General features: G+C 41.8%; 16 protein-coding genes. 6 read left to right on the top strand and 10 right to left on the bottom strand.

The features are described 5' to 3' along the window. Window positions 1–15: 15 nt before the first annotated feature. Together ABID99_RS08490 and ABID99_RS08485 are read right to left on the bottom strand one after the other, a co-directional pair. Window positions 16–1,263, bottom strand: coding sequence for a competence/damage-inducible protein A (locus tag ABID99_RS08490; protein ID WP_373613429.1), 1,248 nt, complete (start codon window positions 1,261–1,263; stop codon window positions 16–18). 7 nt (window positions 1,264–1,270) lie between these two features. Continuing rightward, window positions 1,271–4,012: a putative LPS assembly protein LptD gene (locus ABID99_RS08485; protein WP_090527137.1), complete on the bottom strand. Its 2,742-nt coding sequence runs from the start codon at window positions 4,010–4,012 to the stop codon at window positions 1,271–1,273. A gap of 52 nt (window positions 4,013–4,064) precedes the next feature. Between ABID99_RS08485 and ABID99_RS08480 the strand changes: the two genes are divergently transcribed. After that, entirely contained in the window at window positions 4,065–4,997 is a 933-nt protein-coding gene (locus ABID99_RS08480; protein ID WP_090527135.1) for an N-acetylmuramoyl-L-alanine amidase, read from the top strand. A 112-nt stretch (window positions 4,998–5,109) separates the two neighbouring features. Further along, window positions 5,110–6,054, top strand: coding sequence for an MlaD family protein (locus ABID99_RS08475; RefSeq protein WP_373613428.1), 945 nt, complete (start codon window positions 5,110–5,112; stop codon window positions 6,052–6,054). A 119-nt stretch (window positions 6,055–6,173) separates the two neighbouring features. Here the strand turns inward: ABID99_RS08475 and ABID99_RS08470 are convergent, their stop codons facing one another. From ABID99_RS08470 to ABID99_RS08455, 4 genes are all read right to left on the bottom strand, one after another. Further along, entirely contained in the window at window positions 6,174–7,088 is a 915-nt protein-coding gene (locus tag ABID99_RS08470) for a ribonuclease Z (RefSeq protein ID WP_373613427.1), read from the bottom strand. Window positions 7,089–7,110: 22 nt separating this feature from the next. Next, window positions 7,111–7,488 carry an STAS domain-containing protein gene (locus ABID99_RS08465; RefSeq protein WP_090527130.1) on the bottom strand — a complete coding sequence of 126 codons (378 nt, stop codon included), beginning with the start codon at window positions 7,486–7,488 and terminating at the stop codon, window positions 7,111–7,113. A 50-nt stretch (window positions 7,489–7,538) separates the two neighbouring features. After that, window positions 7,539–8,483 (bottom strand): phosphoribosylaminoimidazolesuccinocarboxamide synthase, encoded by a 945-nt coding sequence (locus tag ABID99_RS08460; RefSeq protein ID WP_373613426.1) that lies wholly within the window; start codon window positions 8,481–8,483, stop codon window positions 7,539–7,541. 156 nt (window positions 8,484–8,639) lie between these two features. Continuing rightward, window positions 8,640–9,602, bottom strand: a complete 963-nt coding sequence (locus tag ABID99_RS08455) for a PhoH family protein (protein WP_090527126.1) — start codon at window positions 9,600–9,602, stop codon at window positions 8,640–8,642. A 102-nt stretch (window positions 9,603–9,704) separates the two neighbouring features. Between ABID99_RS08455 and ABID99_RS08450 the strand changes: the two genes are divergently transcribed. The 4 genes from ABID99_RS08450 to ABID99_RS08435 all read left to right on the top strand — a co-directional run bounded on the left by ABID99_RS08450 (window position 9,705) and on the right by ABID99_RS08435 (window position 14,451). Then, window positions 9,705–10,481: an S-adenosyl-l-methionine hydroxide adenosyltransferase family protein gene (locus ABID99_RS08450; protein WP_090527124.1), complete on the top strand. Its 777-nt coding sequence runs from the start codon at window positions 9,705–9,707 to the stop codon at window positions 10,479–10,481. Between the two features lie 14 nt (window positions 10,482–10,495). Next, entirely contained in the window at window positions 10,496–11,023 is a 528-nt protein-coding gene (locus ABID99_RS08445) for a hypothetical protein (protein ID WP_254780094.1), read from the top strand. A gap of 30 nt (window positions 11,024–11,053) precedes the next feature. Further along, window positions 11,054–12,886 carry an ABC transporter ATP-binding protein gene (locus tag ABID99_RS08440; protein ID WP_373613425.1) on the top strand — a complete coding sequence of 611 codons (1,833 nt, stop codon included), beginning with the start codon at window positions 11,054–11,056 and terminating at the stop codon, window positions 12,884–12,886. A 164-nt stretch (window positions 12,887–13,050) separates the two neighbouring features. Further along, complete coding sequence (locus ABID99_RS08435; protein ID WP_373613424.1) at window positions 13,051–14,451, top strand: MBL fold metallo-hydrolase; 1,401 nt, start codon at window positions 13,051–13,053, stop codon at window positions 14,449–14,451. Between the two features lie 139 nt (window positions 14,452–14,590). Here ABID99_RS08435 and ABID99_RS08430 read toward each other — a convergent pair whose 3' ends face one another. From ABID99_RS08430 to ABID99_RS08415, 4 genes are all read right to left on the bottom strand, one after another. Beyond that, window positions 14,591–15,544, bottom strand: coding sequence for a D-2-hydroxyacid dehydrogenase (locus ABID99_RS08430; RefSeq protein ID WP_373615899.1), 954 nt, complete (start codon window positions 15,542–15,544; stop codon window positions 14,591–14,593). Between the two features lie 99 nt (window positions 15,545–15,643). Then, on the bottom strand, window positions 15,644–16,711 hold the full coding sequence (serC, locus tag ABID99_RS08425; protein ID WP_188832563.1) for a 3-phosphoserine/phosphohydroxythreonine transaminase: 1,068 nt from the start codon (window positions 16,709–16,711) through the stop codon (window positions 15,644–15,646). Window positions 16,712–16,913: 202 nt separating this feature from the next. Next, window positions 16,914–17,564 carry a ribulose-phosphate 3-epimerase gene (gene rpe, locus ABID99_RS08420; RefSeq protein ID WP_373613423.1) on the bottom strand — a complete coding sequence of 217 codons (651 nt, stop codon included), beginning with the start codon at window positions 17,562–17,564 and terminating at the stop codon, window positions 16,914–16,916. Window positions 17,565–18,042: 478 nt separating this feature from the next. Continuing rightward, a complete protein-coding gene (locus ABID99_RS08415) occupies window positions 18,043–20,628 on the bottom strand; it encodes a hypothetical protein (protein WP_373613422.1) in 2,586 nt (861 codons plus the stop codon). Window positions 20,629–20,877: the final 249 nt, after the last annotated feature.

Genomic DNA, 20,877 nt, shown 5'->3' with positions numbered 1-20,877 from the left:
TATGTATTTAAATCTTTACTTTTTAATTTCAGTAAGCAAAGTATTCAACATTGACAGCGCTATCACAGCACTTCGCTCAATATTTTGCCTGCGTTTACTGCCAAATGTATATTTCTTTATGATTGATTTCTCCTTTGCGGCAACTGCAATCCACACAGTACCAACGGGTTTATCCTCTGTGCCGCCGCCCGGACCAGCTACACCGGTAATAGCGACAGCCAAATCCGACTTGAAATTTAACAGTGCGCCTTCTACCATTTCCGTTACCGTTTCTTCACTAACGGCTCCGTGTTGCCACAAAGTTTCGTTCTTTACTCCTAAAATACTCTCCTTTAACTCATATGAGTAGGATACAGCGCCTCCTAAAAACACCTGTGATGAACCAGGATGCTGGGTAAACAAATGGGACAGATAGCCTCCGGTACAGCTCTCGGCTACTGATAAAGTGAGGCCGTTTGCTTCCATCCTGTCAAGTATGGCCTTTTCAAGCGGGATGTCCTGATCAATAACAAACGGTGAACCTATGCGTTCAATTAAACGGGAGGCAAATGCATCCACCTCTTTTTGCAAAGCAGTTTCATCATTGCCAAAAGCGCTTAAGCGTAAACGCACCTGGCCTAACTTGGGCAGATAGGCCAGTTTAATATGTGATGGCAAATCATCTTCGATATCCGCAATGCGTTCGGCCAAAAATGATTCACCTTCGCCAACGGTAAGCAGTGTTTTATGTATAATTGACGGAAGGTTGAAGGTAGCCTTAATTTTAGGCAATACCTGCTCTTCCATCATATACATCATTTCAAAGGGAACACCCGGCATAGACATATAGATGACACCGTTGTGGTCAAACCACATACCCGGGGCAGTGCCATTTTCATTCAATACAACCTCGCAATTAGCCGGAACAAGCGCCTGCTGTTTGTTGATCTCCAATAACGGGCGGTTATATTTGGCAAAAATGCGTTCTACATTAGCAAATGCATCCTCGTTTTCAACAAGTTCAACCCTAAAGTATTCAGCTAATGTTTTTTTAGTGATATCATCTTTGGTAGGGCCAAGTCCACCGGTAATAAAAATGATACTGGCCCGGCTTGCTGCTTCGGCTAATGCCTTCAGGATATGTTCTTTATCGTCGCTTATTGATGAGATCTGCTTTACCCTTATCCCTATCTTGTTAAGTTCGGTAGCCATCCAGGCCGAATTGGTATCAACAATTTGTCCGATAAGTATCTCGTCGCCGATGGTAATTATTTCTGCCAGCATTATTATATTAATAAAAAGATGATTGTGGATTGTAATCGCTTTTCTTGCTTAGTTTCAAATCCTGCAAAATGGAAGCTTTAACCTTTAAAGTTACGTTATACATTTTGTATACACCGAAAGGAATCCATTGAAAGGCCAAATCCCAGCAATGCAAATCGCGGTATATTGAAAACGAGGTAGCACTTGCAAATTTCGCCGCCTTGATATCATACGTAGTAGAATATTGGATCTTCCACTTTTGCGTAAGGTTCACATCGCCCGAGATCTGGAGTGTATTACTGGTTGTTTTGTTGTTTAAGTAGTTTTGATAGCTAAAACTGTAATTGAGCGAGATATTCCACGGCACGTTAAAGTCAACGTATGCATTCGGATCGCTATTTACCAGGGCCAGTCTCTGAGCTTGGGTGGGATTCATGGTTGCGATAGTATTCAGGGCGGCATTTCCCGGAGTTGCTTTAGTTGAATTCAAACTCCCACCCATAGAGATGTTTAAACCTGATAAAGTTGGGAATTTGCCGTCCTGCCAGGCATACCTGTTTATATAACGGCTTGTTCTTACAATCTGATTATTAGAGATTGAATCGCTTACCTTGGTTACGTATGGGCTAAACACTCCCGAAAAACTGATACTTAATTTTTGATTGAAAATAGCGGTATGTCCCGAAAATGAAATATCAGAAAGTTTCATTGAGTCGGCTGCAAAATTATAAAAGGTGGAGAACGACAAACCTTGTAAAATCATGATTTTTCGGTCGGTGCCGGATGTGTCCGTGCTTTTAGCTTTTACCTTAGCTTCTATCGTGTTATCTACCGAAAAGTTTAAACCCGCCTGCTTACCTGCTGAGGGGCCGCCGTAAACTCCGTTCTGGAAAATAGAATATTTTTGATAGGTATACGGATAAGGAACCGTGGCTGTACTAACAGCTGTTTTGTAATAGCCAAAGCTTGGGTCGCTGAAGTCGGGACGATAGCTAAAACTTATTGACGGAGTTGCCACGTGCCTAATTGCTTTCAGGTTACCATGTTTAAAGTTTATGGTACCGTACAATTTAGTTGATATACCTGTACTGATGCTATACTCCCCGGCACGCTTAAACCCAGGTATAGTATCAATAATTAACTGATTTGAACCGGCAATGCTTCCCCTTTCAAATCTTTCATTAATGCTTTGAAAATACCAGCGTTCGGTATAGTTAACACTGTTATTAAACTGAAAGTACTTTAATACGTTTAAGCCCAAACTAACCGGGATGGTATGCTGAAAACCATTTTGTAACCGTTTTGATAAAGTTTCGCCTTTAAATAATTGGGACTCGGGTATATCGTTAAGCTTGTTGGTACCTACTAAATTATAGCTCACGGTAATTTTCTGATACCATTTTTGTTCGCCAACCCTGTTTTTAGAGTCGAATGGGTTTATCGACGACATACCGAAGGCAATAGTGGGCAACTCGATATTCACCGTTTTACGGGCTATATCCTGGCTATGCGAAATGCCTACACTTAAGTTAAACGGTGTACCTGCCCAGGTTTTACCATAAGCGATACTTGAGCGTAAACTACTTTGAGCAATGGAGTTAACATTATAGTTACTTGCCGATGGCGTGTTCCTAAAAAAACCGGAAGTACCTGCATCAACCGAAGCACTGAAAGTTGAACCGGGATTAGCATTGGCATCCTGCACGTGCGACCAATAAATATGCGCGTCTTTAGTGGCCGGGTCGCCCTCAAGGCCATAGTTATGCGAGCCGAAGCTTAGCGTAACGTTGCCTGTATATTTATAACGTTTAAGATATCGTGCCGTGCTGCTTAGTTCATACGAGCCTTTTGAGTAGATAGACCCGGTTGTAGTCAAATCTACATAATCACTTATGCCAATATAGTATCCAAGCCCTTTTAAATAGAAACCCAGGGTGTTGTCCTCACCAAAAGTTGGCAAAATAACACCTGATGTCCTGGTGTCCGGCTTAGGGAAAAAACCAAAAGGAATGGCAAGCGGTAAGGGGACCCCTTCAATCTCAAGGTAGGCGGGCCCGGATATAATGCGTTTCTTTTCGCCGATGCCACGTGTAATCACTATACCAAAGTGTGTATCTGGGTAAGGCAAATCGCAGGTACTGAAAATAACGTTACGGTATGCAACCTCATCGTCATTGAGTTTTTTTGCCTGCCCGCCCGAAATAAAGTTGCCTTCCTGCTCGGATGCAGGATTATATATCTTTACTTTTTTTGTTTGATAATTAAAAATCAGCGAATCGGATGCTACGGGCTTATCCGTTTTTTGCTTCATAATAGGCCTGCGGACATATTGGTGTGTACGCGGGTCAATGCTTCCCCGTGCAAATATGAGGTGGTTTTTATCATCAACCCTGATATAGTCTGCGTCAAGCTCAAAATCTTCATAGGTTACACGGGCCTTGCCGTAAAAATAGGTAACCTGGTGCTCCCGGTCTGAGTGGGTCGAGTCCTCGGCAGTTGCCTTTACTTCTGATTGCAGACCGCCTTTATTCTTTTTAGTGGTATCATTTGCAGGTAAAGAATTTACCGGCTTACCGTTTCTCAACGGCGTTATTGAGCCGGATTGTTTACCTTTAAGAAGTTTCTTATCACGAAGCGAATCAAGTTTGATAATAGTATCAGTTAAAGGCCTCCTGCCATGGCTGTTATTTAAAACAGTGCCGGCATTAGCAGCAAGTCCGTTTACTATTAATATAATTGCAAGCAGAAAAAAAAAGGTTATGAATTTCAAAATTGATTATGAATAGTATTTTTGCAGATATAGTTAACAGCGTTCAAAAATAATGAAAAATAAGGCATTGAAAAGATTGATTTATAGTTTGTGGGTGTTGCTGGTTCTCCTTTCATTTTTTCCCTTTAAATCATACAGTTCTATTTTAACCAATAGTCGTCCTCGTCAAACAGACACTGTTGTCAACAGTACCGGTTTTAAGATTAAAACCATTATTATCGACCCCGGGCATGGTGGTAAACCATCAGCCTCTACAGGTCATTATTCACACGGTGCATCGGGCTCTTATTCGTCAGAAAGGAATGTAACGCTGGCTATCGGCTTTAAATTGCAAGCCGCTATAGAAAAAGAATTAAGCGGTGTTAAAGCTGTAATGACCCGTACTACCGAAGATGATGTTTCGTTTGAACGCAGGGCTGAAATAGCCAATGAAAACAAAGGGCAGCTCTTCATTTCCCTGCATTGCAATTCGCTATCCGACAGAACAATTCGCGAAAAAGTTGGCACCAAACGTCATAAAGCGGTATACCGTACCGTTAGGGTTCCGGACAGGTCGGGCAAAGGCGTACTGATTTTAGTTTATGGTTTACATCGTACCCGCGAAGAGGAAAACGCCATTCAAAAAAATCAGGTTGGCGAAGAGACCGAACTTGACGGCGGCGCACTGGACCCGAACGACCCCATGACCATTATTTTAACAAACGAGTATAAGAGAAAGTTCAGACAGCAGAGTATCAAGCTGGCTACTTTAATTAACGGCGAGTTTGTTGATACCGATGGAAGGCGTAGCGAAGGGATCAGGGAGCAGGGCATTTACGTACTTTGCCACAGCGCAATGCCATCAGTATTGGTTGAAACCGGCTATATCAATAACCCCGACGATGAAAAGTACCTTAATTCAGAAGAAGGACAAAATGAGATTGTAGCTTCAATTATCCGTGCATTAACAACCTATAAAAAAGAGATGGAACAGATTTCGCAATAATTATAAAAGGCAAACTGTTACCTTCCTTGTAAATAAAACGTACATCATAAAACATATAAGCCTGGTTGCAGGTTTATAGCCTTAAACACAATTAACGCATAAACTCTACTTAATGAAAATCTCTAACGAAACCAAAATTGGTGCACTTACGGCAATAGCAATTACCATACTCATATTAGGTTACAGTTATTTACGCGGTAATGATGTTTTTTCAGGATCAAATAAATACTATGCTATTTATAACAGCGTTGAAGGTTTAACCGTTTCAAAACCAGTATTGGTAAACGGTTACCAGATAGGCCGCATCTCTAAAATGAAGCTTCAGCCAGACGGGCGTACCGTGGTTGAATTTAAAATTGAGCCAGATGTGGTTGTGCCTAAAAACACCCTCGCCAAGCTTGAAAGTACCGATCTGCTGGGCAGTAAAGCCATTGTTTTTGAGTTAGGTAACAGCAATGTGCCCGCCGAAGACCAGGATACACTTAAAGCCGATATCCAGGGCAGCCTTGCGGAAAGCCTGCAGCCCATACAAAAAAAGGCAGAGATGCTGATGTCTAAACTCGATTCGTCACTGAGCGCTGTTAACAAGATCCTGAATCCTAACTTTCAGAAAAACATTGACCGCAGTTTCATGAGCATTGCGAACTCATTGCAAACGCTTGAAGGCACTACCAAAAAAATAGACCACCTGGTAGGTTCACAAACCAGACATATCGACGCCATACTTACCAATGCCGAGGAAGTATCAGGCAGCTTAAAGACAAGCACAGCACACCTAAACGGAATGACAGCTAACTTTGAAAAAGTAAGTAATGACGTTGCTGCTGCTAACCTGAAACAAACACTTGATAATGCAAATAAAGCTATGGCCGATTTGCAGGCAACTATTGCCAAAATCAACTCCGGTCAGGGTTCTTTGGGCCTTTTGCTTAATGACGATAAAATGTACAAAAACCTTACAGATGCATCAAACAACCTCAATAACCTGTTTATTGATCTGAAGGCACATCCAAAACGTTATGTGAGCTTCTCGGTATTTGGCGGTAAAAAGGATTAAGGAAAAGCCGAAAGCAAAACGCATAAAGCCTAAAGCTATATGCTGGAGTTACTGGAGTTAATCAATAAACTTTAGATAATTTAGAAGCTTTCAGCCTTCGGCTTTAAGCTTTAAGCTCCCTACTCTATAAAAAAGGTTTTCCCCTCAATTGCAAGTTCAGTTGAGGGGAAATTTATTTTAGCCTCATCCAGTAACTCATTCAGGGTTTTATAACGGGCCGAAAAATGGCCTATGAGCAGTTTTTTAGCATTGGTTTTCAGGGCTATCTCTCCGGCTTGCAACGCGGTAGTGTGATGGGTTATAACTGCCCTGTCAAGCATATCATTTAAAAAAGTAGCCTCGTGATAAAGCAATGTGGCGTTGGCGATTTGGCCGAAATAGTTTTCATTATACATCGTATCGGAGCAGTAAGCATAGGTTTTAGGCTCGGCCGAATCGGTAGTTAGCTCTTCATTTTTGTAAACTTTGCCTTTTTCATCAGTATAATCCCCCCCTTTTTTCAATACCGAATAATAAGCAACCGGGATGTCGAGACTTTCTATTTTCTCCTTAATAAGTTTACGAAGTCTTTTCTTTTCCTTAAACAAAAAGCCGGTACAGGCAATGCGGTGATCAAGTGGTATCGTTTCAACTACAACATCACTATTATTGATCACCACTTCACTTTGTTGGGCATTGGTAAATATATATTCAACAGGGAATTGCAGTTCGGTATCTGAATATCTTAATTGCAGATCAATTATTTCTTTCAACTGCACAGGGCATACCAGTTTAAGCGCCTTTTTACGACCGTTAAGGTGCATGGATGATAATAAACCAACCAGGCCTAAATAATGATCGCCGTGAAGATGACTTATAAAAATATGATCAATGCGACTGGCTTTGATATCAAAACGGAGCATTTGTTGCTGAGTGCCTTCGCCGCAGTCTATTAAATACAGGCGCTCATTGATATTGAGCACCTGTGAAGTAGGATTTCTGTTAAAGATGGGGGTTGCGGAGCTGCTGCCAAGTATTGTTACCTCAAATTTCATAATAGGTAAACAATCAAATGGTTTATCTTGCTTCCTTTTTTAATTCCTTTTCAATCTCTTCCATAAAAATAAGATCGACACCCTCTTCGGCGGTTGGGACAATGGTTAATACGTTATCCAATTGTGATATGGTTATTAAACGCGCAACTGCGTCATTTAAACCCGCCAAAATAAATGAACCCGTAGCATTTTTACACAAGCGGTGACCAACCAACAAACTGCTTAAGCCTGATGAATCGGCATATTTCACCTGCGACAAGTCGAGAATGATGTTGCGCTGCCCCTCTGTATTGATCAAAATCAGTTCTGATTTTAACTGAGGCGTTACTATTGAATTTAATTTTGATTCATTAAGTTTCAATAATATATATTTCTCATGTTTATCTACAGTAAATTTCATTCTTATTAAATTTAATAAGCTAAGATAAATATTTTATGGATATTTTAAAATTACATAACGCTCAATGCGTTATTAATTGCCGCTTCAACGCGGGCTAATACATTCCCTTCGGCAGGCTTAACAAATGGCTCGCCGATAATCTTTTCGTAAAGCTCTATATAACGCTCAGATATCGAATTAACAATATCTTCGGTCATAACCGGCACTACTTGCCCCTCTTTACCCTGGAAGCCATTTTCGATAAGCCATTTGCGTACAAACTCTTTAGAAAGCTGTTTCTGCGGCTCACCTTTTTGCTGACGTTCCTCGTACCCTTCTTTATAAAAATATCTTGAAGAATCAGGCGTGTGGATCTCGTCGATCAGGTAAATCTGACCATCAACTTTACCAAACTCATATTTGGTATCTACCAATATTAAGCCTTGTTTCGCTGCAATCTCGGTACCACGTTTAAATAGCGCCTGGGTATAGGCCTCAAGCTTTACATAATCTTCTTCCGATACAATGCCTCTTGACAGGATCTCCTCGCGTGAAATATCTTCGTCATGCCCTACTGATGCTTTAGTGGTAGGCGTAATGATAGGTTGAGGCAGTATGTCATTCTCCTTTAAGCCTTCAGGCAAAGCCACTCCACATACATGATGCCTGCCTGCAGCGTACTCGCGGGCAGCATGACCGGCCAGGTAACCACGGATCACCATCTCTACCTTAAACGGCTCGCAAATACGACCAATGGTAACACTTGGGTCCGGAACAGAAATAACCCAGTTCGGAACAATATCGGCTGTAGCCTTTAAAAAACGGGCTGCTATTTGGTTAAGCACCTGTCCTTTAAACGGAATAGCTTCAGGTAATACAACATCAAAGGCCGAAATCCGGTCGGTAACAACCATGGCCAGGTATTTATTATCTATCGTATAAACATCGCGTACTTTCCCTTTGTAAAAAGCCGTTTGCCCCGGAAAGCTGAAATGTGTTTCTTTTATTGAGTTCATTGTTTTTAGTGATTAGAGATTGGAGGTTAGAGATTAGGATTTGCAAGTTTGCTTCCCTTTCAATAGCCTCAAATCACTTTATATTGAAGACTAAAGGTTGTTAGTTAGAAATGAGCTTTGCAACTAATCTCTAACCACCAACCTCTAATCAACTAATTACTGTATATCCCCGTAAGCTTCTAATATCTTACGTACTAATTTATGCCTTACTACGTCTTCGCCGCTCAAGTATACTATCTCGATACCTTTGATATCGGTCAGGATCCTTAAAGCAGTGTGCAGGCCGGATTGTTGTTTTTTTGGCAAATCAATCTGTGTTACGTCGCCGGTTACAATAAATTTAGCTGATGGCCCCATACGTGTCAGGAACATCTTAAGCTGCATATCGGTGGCATTCTGGGCTTCGTCCAAAATAACAAAACAGTTATCAAGGGTACGGCCGCGCATAAAGGCCAGCGGTGCAATCTCAATGGTGCGGTTCTCCAGGTAAACCTTCAGTTTTTCGGCCGGGATCATATCATCAAGCGCATCATATAAAGGCCTCAGGTATGGGTCTATCTTTTCTTTAAGGTCGCCCGGTAAAAAACCAAGGTTCTCCCCTGCTTCAACCGCCGGGCGGGTTAGTATAATGCGTTTAATCTCTTTGTTTTTAAGTGCCCTTACGGCCAATGCCACCGCAGTATACGTTTTACCGGTACCCGCAGGCCCGATTGCAAAAAGGATATCGCTTTTGTTAATACTATCAACCATGCGGCGCTGATTGGTGGTACGCGCCTTAACCATTACGCCGTTAGGCCCAAACACAATCACTTCGCCACTCGCAAATTTATCGGCAGTAACAGGTTCAGATGTAGCTGCATTATTAACCTTCGAACCAAGGATCCGCTCGAGATCAGTTATGTTGAGATTTTCAAATTTCTCAACGTGATTTATCAGATGGGAAAATTTTTCCTGGAAAATATTCAGTTCGTTATCATCGCCCAAAACCTTCACTTCACTGCCGCGAGCAACTATTTTAAGCTTGGGGTATTGTTTCTTAATGATCTCAAAATGATCATTATTAGGCCCCCACAGTACTGCAGGGTTTACGTTTTCAATTGATAGCTTAAGTTCGTTCAATACTAATTTGATTTTTTAGTTACGGATTTTTATGAATTAAAAATTGAATATTTGTAGCTTCAAATGCTACTACAAGATTAGCAATAAATATTTATAAAATTAATGGCAATTATAACATTAACTACTGATTTAGGCGATAAAGATATTTACCAGGCTGCGTTAAAAGGCAGTATCTACAAATTGTTGCCTACAGTAAATATTGTTGATATTACCAACAGTGTTGCGGCCTTTAATGTACAGCAGGCCGCTTTTATACTTAAAAACAGCTTTCATTATTTCCCGGAAGATACCGTACACCTTATCGGTATTGATACCGTTTATAATGACCATACCAAATACCTCGCTGTCCGCTACAAAAAGCACTACTTTGTGGGGGCTGATAACGGTATTTTTTCGCTGATGTTTGACCAGGAACCCGAAGAGATAGTTGAGATCAACATTATGCAGGACCTTAAATTTCTTCACTTCCCCCTGGCCGATATCTTTGTTAAAACGGCCTGCCATTTAGCAAAAGGCGGCAAACTGGATGAAATAGGCCTGCCGGTGAGCGATATTGAAAACAAAATGAATTTGCAGCCTGTTATCGAAAAAAACATGATCAAAGGTGTTGTAATTTATATCGATTCATTTCAGAATGTGATAACCAATATAACTAAGGAGTTTTTTAACAGTGTGCAGCAAGGCAGGCGTTTTGTGCTCAATTTTAAGCGCAACGAAACCATAAACCATTTAAGCTGGCATTATAATGAAGTACCCGTTGGCGAAAAACTTTGTTTGTTTGGTATCAGCGACCATTTGGAAATTGCCATAAATAAAGGCAATGCAAGTGGCCTTCTAGGCCTGAACCTGAATGATAAGGTGATTATTGAATTTCAATAAGGCAATTTATATAAATGAAAAAAAAAGTACTGCTTTTTTTATTTTGCTTGATAACAACCGGTTGGGCATCGGCCCAAAGCCCTGTTAACTCCGATTCGGTAGCTTACCAGCTTCAGCGTAAAAAAATAAATAATATGCTGGCTGCCCGTAAACAAAAATTCGGGCAATATGAACAAAGCCTGGGTCAGCATACCGGCATTTTCGGCTTTCAAACCAAAGGTGATGTCCGACGTTCGGCCGGCATCCTGATGGATATCGCCAAAACAGACGATGCTATTTTTAAAGAGCTCAAGATCCTGCTTGAATATCGTGATTTTCAGCAACGGCAGATCCAAAGTCACAGCAAGGAGGCAGAAACTACAGCTGCCGGTTATATACAGGTAATTAACAGGTTAAGGCAACAAAATGCGCGTCTTAAACAACAGTTAAACAATTCAGAAGAACACTTCAAAACCCGGCAAAACATATTTGTATTAGTGATACTTTTCATGATTGCGTCAATTTTATTTCTGCTTGTTAAAAAGAACCGTGTTAAAGCGTAAATTCGCGGCTTATAACATTCAAACGCATACATGGCAAGAGGACGACTGAACAGTGGCAGCAAGGCCGAAGCAGAATTACCTAAAGCAAAAATAAACCGGAGCAGCCTGCGCAACGTAGCTAAACTGCTCACTTACTTAAAACCTTACCGGGTTAAATTCATAGCCGGATTAGTTTTCCTGTTTTTGTCAAGCCTGGTAGGCCTGGCATTCCCCGCCATTCTGGGCGCATTGATTGATGCAGCACAAGGCATTTATAAATACAAGTACCTGCCGCATGGCTTAAATGCCATTGCCATCATGGGTTTTATTATATTATTTGCACAGGCTTTTGTGTCGTTTTTTAGGGTGGTTTGGTTTGTGCAGGTGGCCGAAAAATCTTTAGCCGACATCAGGCGTGATACCTATTTTAAGCTCATTACCCTACCCATGAACTTTTTTGCCAACCGCAGGGTTGGTGAATTGAACAGCCGTATCTCTGCCGATCTTTCCCAAATCCAGGATACGTTGACCACCACTTTTGCCGAAATGATCCGCCAGTTGGTGATCATGATAGGCAGCACTACCTTACTGGCAATAGTGTCTATCAAACTTACACTTGCGCTATTAGCTATATTGCCATTCCTGGTTGCATTCGCTGTATTCTTCGGAAGGTATATCCGTAAGCTGTCTCGCGAGGCTCAGGACAAATTAGCCGAATCAAATACCATAGTTGAAGAAACGCTGCAAGGTATTGCTAATGTAAAGGCATTTGTTAACGAGGCCTACGAAGCTAATCGGTACGACAAGATTTTACGCAAAGTGGTGAACATCGCCGTTCGCGGTGCAAAGTTCAGGGGTACCTTTGCTTCGTTTATCGTATTTTGCTTGTTTGGCACATTTGTAGGCGTAATTTGGTATGGCTCGGTGCTGGTAGCTAATCATGAAATATATGTAGGCGACCTAACTACTTTTATCATGTACTCGATATTTGTAGGCGCCGCCATGGGTAGCTTTCCTGATCTGTATGCCAATCTGCAAAAAGCGGTTGGCGCAAGTGAGCGTGTACTTGAGATCCTTCACGAACAGGGTGAAGATATTTCCATTATTGAAAGTAAAAACGGCATTAAACAGCCTATTAAAGGTGATCTTGCTTTTGATAATGTATTGTTCGCATATCCCTCTCGCCCTGAAATCACCGTATTAAAAGGTATTTCTTTTAATGCTGATGCAGGGCAGCGTGTTGCTATTGTTGGGCCAAGCGGTTCGGGAAAATCAACCATGGCTTCATTAATCCTGCAGTTTTATCACCCACAAAACGGCAACATCTTATTTGATGGCAAGCCAGCAGATAACTATTCTCTTACCGATATCCGTAACCAGGTAGCCATTGTTCCGCAGGATGTATTGTTGTTTGGGGGCACCATTATGGAAAACATTGCCTACGGTCGTTTAAATGCCTCAAAAGAAGATATCATCCAGGCTGCCAAACGCGCTAACGCTCATCAATTTATATCTTCCTTCCCAGAAGGCTATGAAACCGTTGTGGGTGAGCGTGGTGTTAAACTTTCAGGCGGACAAAGGCAACGGATTGCCATTGCGAGAGCATTGCTAAAAAACCCTTCGATATTGATACTTGACGAAGCTACATCATCGTTAGACTCTGAGTCGGAACGCCTTGTACAGGAGGCGCTTGAGGAATTAATGAAAGATCGTACGTCGATCATCATAGCTCACCGTCTGTCAACTATTCGCGAAGCAGATAAGATCATCGTACTTGAAAAAGGCCATATAGTAGAAAGCGGCAGCCACGTCGAACTCATTGGCAATGAACAAGGTCTTTATAAATACTTAAGCCAGCTTCAGTTTGAAAGCAACCAGGCTTAGTAACACTCCTTAAAACTTATTGGTTTCTAACTAAACTTATAAAGCATTAATACGTTTACACTCGCAATAAAGCGGGTGTAAACCGTTATATTCACAAACTGAAGATTACTTACAACGTAATATAATTATCGATACCCGCTTTAGCACAGGTATCACTTATAAAAATGAAACTAACTATACACGGGGCGGCCCGGCAGGTAACCGGGAGCATGCATTTGCTTGAGGTTGGCCAATATAAAATTTTAGTGGATTGCGGACTGGACTATGAAAAGGACCGCAGCATTATATCTAACGAAAACTTTCCTTTTCGCCCGGAAGATATTGATGTGGTAGTGCTCACCCATGCCCATATTGACCATTCGGGCAACCTCCCTACCCTGATCCGTTTAGGTTTTGAGGGGCAGATCCTTTGCACCCCTCCTACGGCAGATTTAACGGAATTACTTCTACTCGATTCTGTAAACATTTTTATGCGTAAAGCCGCCACTAAAGGAGGCCATCACAAACGCGGCAGGGGCAAATTTAACACCCACGCACAGCCGCTGTACATGCAAAAGCATGTTATGGACACAGTGGAGCGCTTTGTTACTATAGGTTTCAACAAACCGTTTAGGATCACCGGCGACATCGAGCTAACTTTTGTACCGGTGGGCCACCTGTTAGGTGCTGCTGCAGCCGTATTTAAACTAAATGATAAAGGCGAAGAAAAATCAATAGCCTTTACCGGCGATATCGGCAGGAAGAATTACCCCGTACTAAATGACCCGCAGCCCCTCCCTCCTGTTGATTTCCTGGTTTCGGAAGCAACTTATGGCGGCCGCTATCATAGTAAGGACAAAACAGTTGAACAAACCCTGATAGAGGTTATTGAAAAGGCCTGTATTAAAGAGCAAGGCCGTTTGATCATCCCTGCGTTCAGTATAGGGCGTACACAATCACTGGTATATACATTAAACAAGATCTTCAGCACCCGCTTACTACCGCCTGTTAAGGTTTTTGTTGACAGCCCGATGGCTACGCAGGCTACCGAGGTATTCCGGAAATACCATAACCACGTTAACCAGGAAGCCCAGGAATTTTACCAAAAACGTGGCGACGAATTTGAGTTTGATAACCTCACCTATGTAGAAACACTGAAAGATAGCAGGCAGATCTCCAATTATTGGGAGCCTTGCATCATTATCTCATCTGCAGGGATGCTTGAAGGCGGCCGCATCCAGGACCACCTTTTTTATAACATCCAAAATTACTACGCCACTATCCTGTTCATAGGCTATTGCGCCAAGGGCACATTAGGCCATCGTTTGTTGCGGGGAGATTCCATAGTCCACATCAAAGATCGCGAACTGTCCGTTTATGCGACTATCAAACAAACCGATGTACTCAGCGCCCACGGTGATCATGACGACCTTATGAATACGGTAAAAGCCATTGATAAGGAAAAATTAAAACACGTATTCCTGGTACATGGCGAAGGTGAAAGCATGCAACTATTAGCCGATGATCTTGAGAAAGAAGGTTATGGCGTAACTTTGCCGGAGAAGGGTGTTTCGTATATAATCTAACACGAATATTCTCGAATTAAGTCTAATTACACAAATTCGCTTGTATACAACAAGAGGCACTAATCTTACCGATTAGTGCCTCTTATAATATAATATGATTTGTATTCGTGTAATTCGCCCTAATTAGAGCAAATCAGTGTTAAGCGTTTTTAAAATGCTCAATGATCAAGCTTGCAAGTTCAACACCAATTCTTTCCTGCGCCTCGTTGGTAGCAGCACCAATATGTGGGGTCAGAGAAATTTTTGGATGGGTTAAGATCTCGGCACGTGGGGTTGGCTCATTGTCGAATACGTCAAGTGCTGCAAATGAAACCTGACCGCTGTTTAGAGCGTCAACTAAAGCAAGCTCATCAATTAAACCACCGCGTGAGATGTTTACCAGGCCAACGCCTTTTTTAGTTTTAGCCAATTCCTCGGCACCAAAAAGGGCTTTGTCGATAAATGGAGTATGCAGGGTAATGAAATCAGCAGTGGTGATGATCTCGTCAAGTGTAGATTTTTTAACAGATGCTTTAACGGTGATACCACCGCCTAAAACAAGATCCAACTCAGGGTTGAAATCAAAAAGATCGTAAGCTAAAACATCCATGCCAACACCAATAGCTATTTTAGCTACTTCCCTGCCGATACGGCCAAAACCTACAATACCTAAAGTTTTACCACGAAGCTCAACACCTTTAGCATAAGCTTTTTTCAGGTCGTTAAATTTGGTACCGCCTTCAACAGGCATTTTACGGTTACTATCCGGTAAAAAGCGTACAGCGCCAAATAAGCTGGCGAATACAAGCTCAGCTACTGATAATGAAGATGAAGCCGGAGTGTTGTAAACACCAATACCTTTTTCTTTGGCATAATCAACATCTATATTATCAACACCTACACCACCGCGACCGATCAATTTCAGGTTAGGAGTAGCGTCAATTAATGCCTTACGTACTTTAGTTGCACTGCGCACAGTGATGGCATCATAGTTTTTCAATTTTTCAGGAAGCTCTTCCTGCGGAATATTGTTGGTATCTACAAAAAAGCCGGCATCTTCCAGCATTTTTTTTCCTATCGGGTCGATACCGTCATTAGCTAATATTTTGATCATCTTATTTATGTTCATTGGTTCATTAGTTCAATGGTTCATTGGTCTGCTTCATTAAATACTAATGAACTAATGAACCAGTAAACTAATGATACTTACAAATTATTTATTCTTTTCAGCAAATTCCTGCATTACGTCAATCAGCACGTAGATGCTGCTTATTGGCAATGCGTTGTAAATAGAGGCGCGGAAACCACCTACGCTCCTATGGCCTTTAATACCTACTATACCGCGTTCTTCGGCAAGTTTCAGGAATGGTTTCTCCAACTCTGGATTTTCCATTACGAAGCAAACGTTCATTTTTGAACGGTCTTCAACAGCGGCCACTGCTTTAAACAACGGGTTGCGGTCAATTTCTTCGTAAAGCACACGTGCTTTGGTAATGTTTTCCTGCTCAATTGCCGGTACACCGCCTTTTGCTTTTAACCATTTAAGGGTAAGCATTGATACGTAGATAGCAAATACCGGCGGGGTATTGTACATTGAACCACCTTCAATTTGAGTTTGGTAGTTGAACATCGCAGGAATTTTGCGACCGGTTTTACCCAGCAGATCGTCCTTAACAATAACCAAAGTAACACCTGCAGGGCCCATATTTTTCTGAGCACCGGCATAGATCAAACCAAAATCGGCAACATTAACCACGCGGCTGAAAATATCTGACGACATATCGCAAACCACTGGAATTGGCGATTTAAAGAACTCCTGTAACTGCGTACCGTAAATGGTATTGTTAGAAGTAATGTGGATATAAGCGGCATCGGCCGGAATTTCGAAATCCTTAGGGATGTAAGTAAAGTTGGCCTCTTTTGATGAAGCTACAATTTGTACTTCGCCAAAATATTTGGCTTCTTTCAAAGCTTTATTGGCCCAAACACCGGTTTCAACATAAGCAGCTTTGCCGCCTTCCGGTAACAGGTTGTAAGGAGCTAAAGCAAACTGAGTGCTGGCGCCACCTTGCAGAAACAATACCGAATAACCTTCAGGAACGTTGAACAATTCTTTTACCAGGCTTACAGCTTCGTCTAAAACGGCTTCAAACTCTTTTGATCGGTGCGAAATTTCAAGCAAAGAGAGTCCAGTACCATTAAAATCAATAACTGCTTCTGAAGCTTGCTTTAAAACTTCATGTGGTAGAATGCCAGGTCCGGCACCAAAATTATGTTTCATAATATTAACGAATTGTAGGTTCTAAATACACTATTAGGAAGTTTGTATTTTGCTGGGCCGAAGTTAATTAATTTGACAAAATATATAGACATTATTTACATTTTTTGAAAAAATATACAATTAATCAACAAACGGGCCTTTGATTGCAAATAATTAAACTAACCCTACAGGGCTGGTTTAATTATTATCATTATAATAACTTTTAGGGATGTTTGAGTTTTGAAATTGCGGCCGCCTGGTTGGCCGACGAGAACACTGAAGTGCCCGCAACAAACACATTTGCTCCGGCTTCTATCAGTTTTGCGATATTGTTAGCATCTACCCCACCGTCAATCTCAATTAACAGACCGGGATTTATTTCGGCGCTTAGTGTCCTGAGTTCTTTGATCTTTTTATAGGTATTTTCAATAAAATGCTGTCCGCCAAAACCGGGGTTAACCGACATGATCAAAACCATATCCAGATCGGCAACAATATCCTCCAATAAAAAAACAGGCGTTGCCGGGTTAATAGCAACTGCGGCTTTGCAACCCAATTGTTTAATTACCTGAACAGTACGGTGCAAATGCGGACAAGCTTCCTGGTGAACAGTGATACTATCAGCACCCGCGTCTTTAAACGCTTTCAGGTAACGATCCGGGTCGACTATCATCAGGTGAACATCGAGTGGTTTAGTTGCGTGTTTTTTTACCGCACTAATAACCGGGAAGCCAAAAGAGATATTTGGAACAAACATGCCATCCATAATATCAACGTGGATCCAGTCGGCTTCGCTGTTATTGATCATTTCAATATCGCGTTGCAGGTTGGCAAAATCGGCCGCTAAGATAGATGGTGCTATGAGGTGATTCATATGCAAATATATAAAAGCAGGTAATCTATGGGACTGATAGTGTAATTATTTTTATGGGAGAATTGTAAAAAAGAGCCTGTCCCAAAATCGCCGTTCTCCATAAAAAAATGAAATCATGCAGACACCGTTTTTTAACTGTTCCATTTTTTGAGTGTAAAAACACGAAACGCCTTAAAAATGAAACAAACTGAAAATCAATGATTTAATATATCGCCCGAAACGACACTAATAACTGATAATCAATGAATAAAACTCTTAAGAATAAAAATATGCGTTTCCAAAAGCACTTTATTTACCCTTGTTTTTTGGTGATTTTTGGGTTGTTTTTTTGATTTTTTCGCTCAAATCTAAAATTGACAGGAAGGTACTGACAGAACAGAGCCACCAAAAAATGCGGTTAATTTAGTTAAAGCCGAAAACTTTAACCATGCTTACCACGGTTATGCTGCGCTAAACCCGCGGCTATTATGCAGCTATTTTAAAATCTAAACCCAATAGATATATAAGGCAACGATCCTTCTTTTGAAAAGCCCATTACGGCTTCAATCAGCACCAATTGCGCTGGAATAATATACAAACCGCCGCCATATCCATCGTGCCACCTGTCAGATAATTCGCCGGGGACCCATACCCTGCCTACATCATTAAAACCGATTAAACCCAATGAGCCCGGCAACAGGTATGAAGTAAAATCCAATACTTTTAACCGCATCTCCAGGTTGTTATAGGCTACCGTACGTCCGGTAAACCTGTTGGTATGAAAGCCCCGGAAATTTTGTGCCCCGCCTAATTTCATCTGTTGAAAATATGCTGCATTACCTATCGTAGTACCTAATCCCGTGCGGTTAGCTATTACCAATATCGAGTCCCTGTCGGGATTTAGATAGAAACTAAACTCAGATAATACCTGTCCGTAAGTATTATGACTACCTGAACCACCGCCGCTAAAGCCGCTCACGGTGGTTGTCCATAAAATGCCTTGTGTAGGGATGATCAGTTTATTCCGTGTATCAACCGTTGCGTTGGCTGTTAAGCCGCCGTAGACCTTAGTGCCAAATACCTTCTCATCCGGAAACGTCGCATTGTAGCCATTCAAAAATCTTTCAGTATTGTTTGATGCCTTGCTGTTATAAAACTGCCCTGTAACGCCGGCGCTTACGTGCAGGTTTCCAAAACTGCGGTGCAGGGAAACGTCGCCGGTAACATAATCATAGCGGTTACGATAGTACGAGATCTTCCTGTCGTCCTTATTTTCAAAAATGGTGTTATTCCCAATTCCGAAAAAATTGCTCAGGTTACTTGGCCCGCGCGAAAGCAGGTTGATCTTCAGGTCGTTTTCACCGATGGCTTTTTTCCAGTCGGCGGTATAGGTAAACAAAAATGATTTACGCCCCAGTGAATAATTGGTCAAAAATTCTTCGCGGAAAGCATATGGTTCCTTACGAAACCCGTGCCGCTCGTATGAGAAACCTCCAATCAACAAAATGCCAATATCATTACTGTAATTAGCCAGGATAATAGGCTCAAACCTGTCGAACTTAAAGGCAGTTTTATCATAACTATTTACCGCCGTGTCTGTTGATGTACGGTTTTTAGCCAGCGATGAGGAAGGCAGTACATTTTTCTCATCCGAACGGTCGTATATATAAGTTCTGCCCCTGTTATTTAAACTGCTGTCAACCGCAAAGGTGTCCATCCCCTCCCCACCTATCATCCGCACGGTTATGGGCGATGGCGTTGAACCTGTTACAGCAAAAAAGTCATCACCAGCAAAACCATACATCCTGATCTCTTTGGTTACATCAGGTTTAAAAGTACGCTGGTAGGTAACCTTATCAACGTTGCCGTCTTTCTTTATCTTATTTATAGTAAGGGTGATATCGCCATTACTTTCGTGGGCAACAGTAAACTTATCCGTTTTATCGCTCGCCGGTACATCTACGTATATGGAGATAAATTTATAATACTCAAGCGCCTGTTTCTGCAGGATGTTACGCCTCGCTATCATTTTGCTGATGATCTCAGGTCCCGAAAGTTTGTAGATGGTATCGGGCATTAAATGCACCGCTTTTTTGATCAGGTCATCGGTAAGCTTGCTTTGCACATAGGCTATCTGCTCTTTCCAGTCACCTTCACTCAACTGGTTCAGGAAATAGCGGTCGAAATAGCGGGCATTGAAATTCCATCCATTGATATCCCTGATCTCGTCGCTGTAACCCTGAAATTTTGATTTAAGCCATTGGTGCGCTACTATCCAGGGCAATACACCCGAAGTTTTATAATACACCTGGTCACGATCGCGCGGAACGGGTTCGTAAACAGTTTCATGTTTGCCGTCGATCTTTTCCCAGCGCCATTGGTCTTCATGCCTGTCCCAATCGCCTAAAAGCATATCCAACAGACGGGCGCGCAGCACAGTCTTCTGATCAACCCGGTTATCGTTGTCATCCTGTAGTTTGCGCTGTACCTTTTCGGTATTATCCGTTTTTTCGGCATCAAGCGGCTCACGCTCTTCAAATAAAAATACCTGGTTAGCAAAATCCTTTTGATACTCGCCAAAAGCAGGATCATCAGGAATATAAACAATTTTAGGGTTTGAATGCGGAACGCCTAATGCTTCGGCCAGCGGGGGTACCGTAAGCGCCGAAAAGGGATGAGCGGCCGATACCTGGTCTTGCAGAATATCTTTAGCCACCGTAGGCCTTAAATCAACAGACAGACCTTTTTCGGGATATTTTTGAATAGTACGCAATACCCATTGCTGCCCCGTAGGATCCTGCAATCGCAATGATTTGGTTTGCTTGCCCCCGCCCCTTTGCAATATTTTCAGACCGCCTTTTTCTGTAGTAAGATGAAATATAGGCAGTGTGACAGGTGTAGCCCAAAGTTTACGGTAATTATCGCCCAGAAAAAACTGGTGGGTACCGCTTACCTTATTATAAGAGGGCTCGATGGCCAGTTTAATACTATCGGCATGGGTTTGAGCATATGAAATATTGCCGGCTAAACACAAGCCAGCCGTTAAAAAAAGAGATAAAGCATTGAACAGTTTTTTGCCGCTCATGAGGTTTTGTAAGTAATGCAACGTAGAATAAATGCATATTACAAAATAGTTTTAATTATACACAGGGAAATTACTTTAAAAAGCATGGTGAGCGGCTGTTTAAAAAACAGAATATTCATTGCCGTTGGTTTTAACCAACGGAATAAAAAGCTAAAAAGTCTTGGCTTTAGCCTAATTATGCAAGCGAATTTGGGCTGAAGCCCTCATATTGCTGCTCATTATTCCGTTGGTTAAAACCAACGGCAATGA

The sequence above is a fragment of the Mucilaginibacter sp. OAE612 genome, assembly GCF_041806395.1.
In the GTDB taxonomy this organism is placed as follows: domain Bacteria; phylum Bacteroidota; class Bacteroidia; order Sphingobacteriales; family Sphingobacteriaceae; genus Mucilaginibacter; species Mucilaginibacter rubeus.
This window is presented reverse-complemented; position numbering and strand designations above follow the sequence as displayed.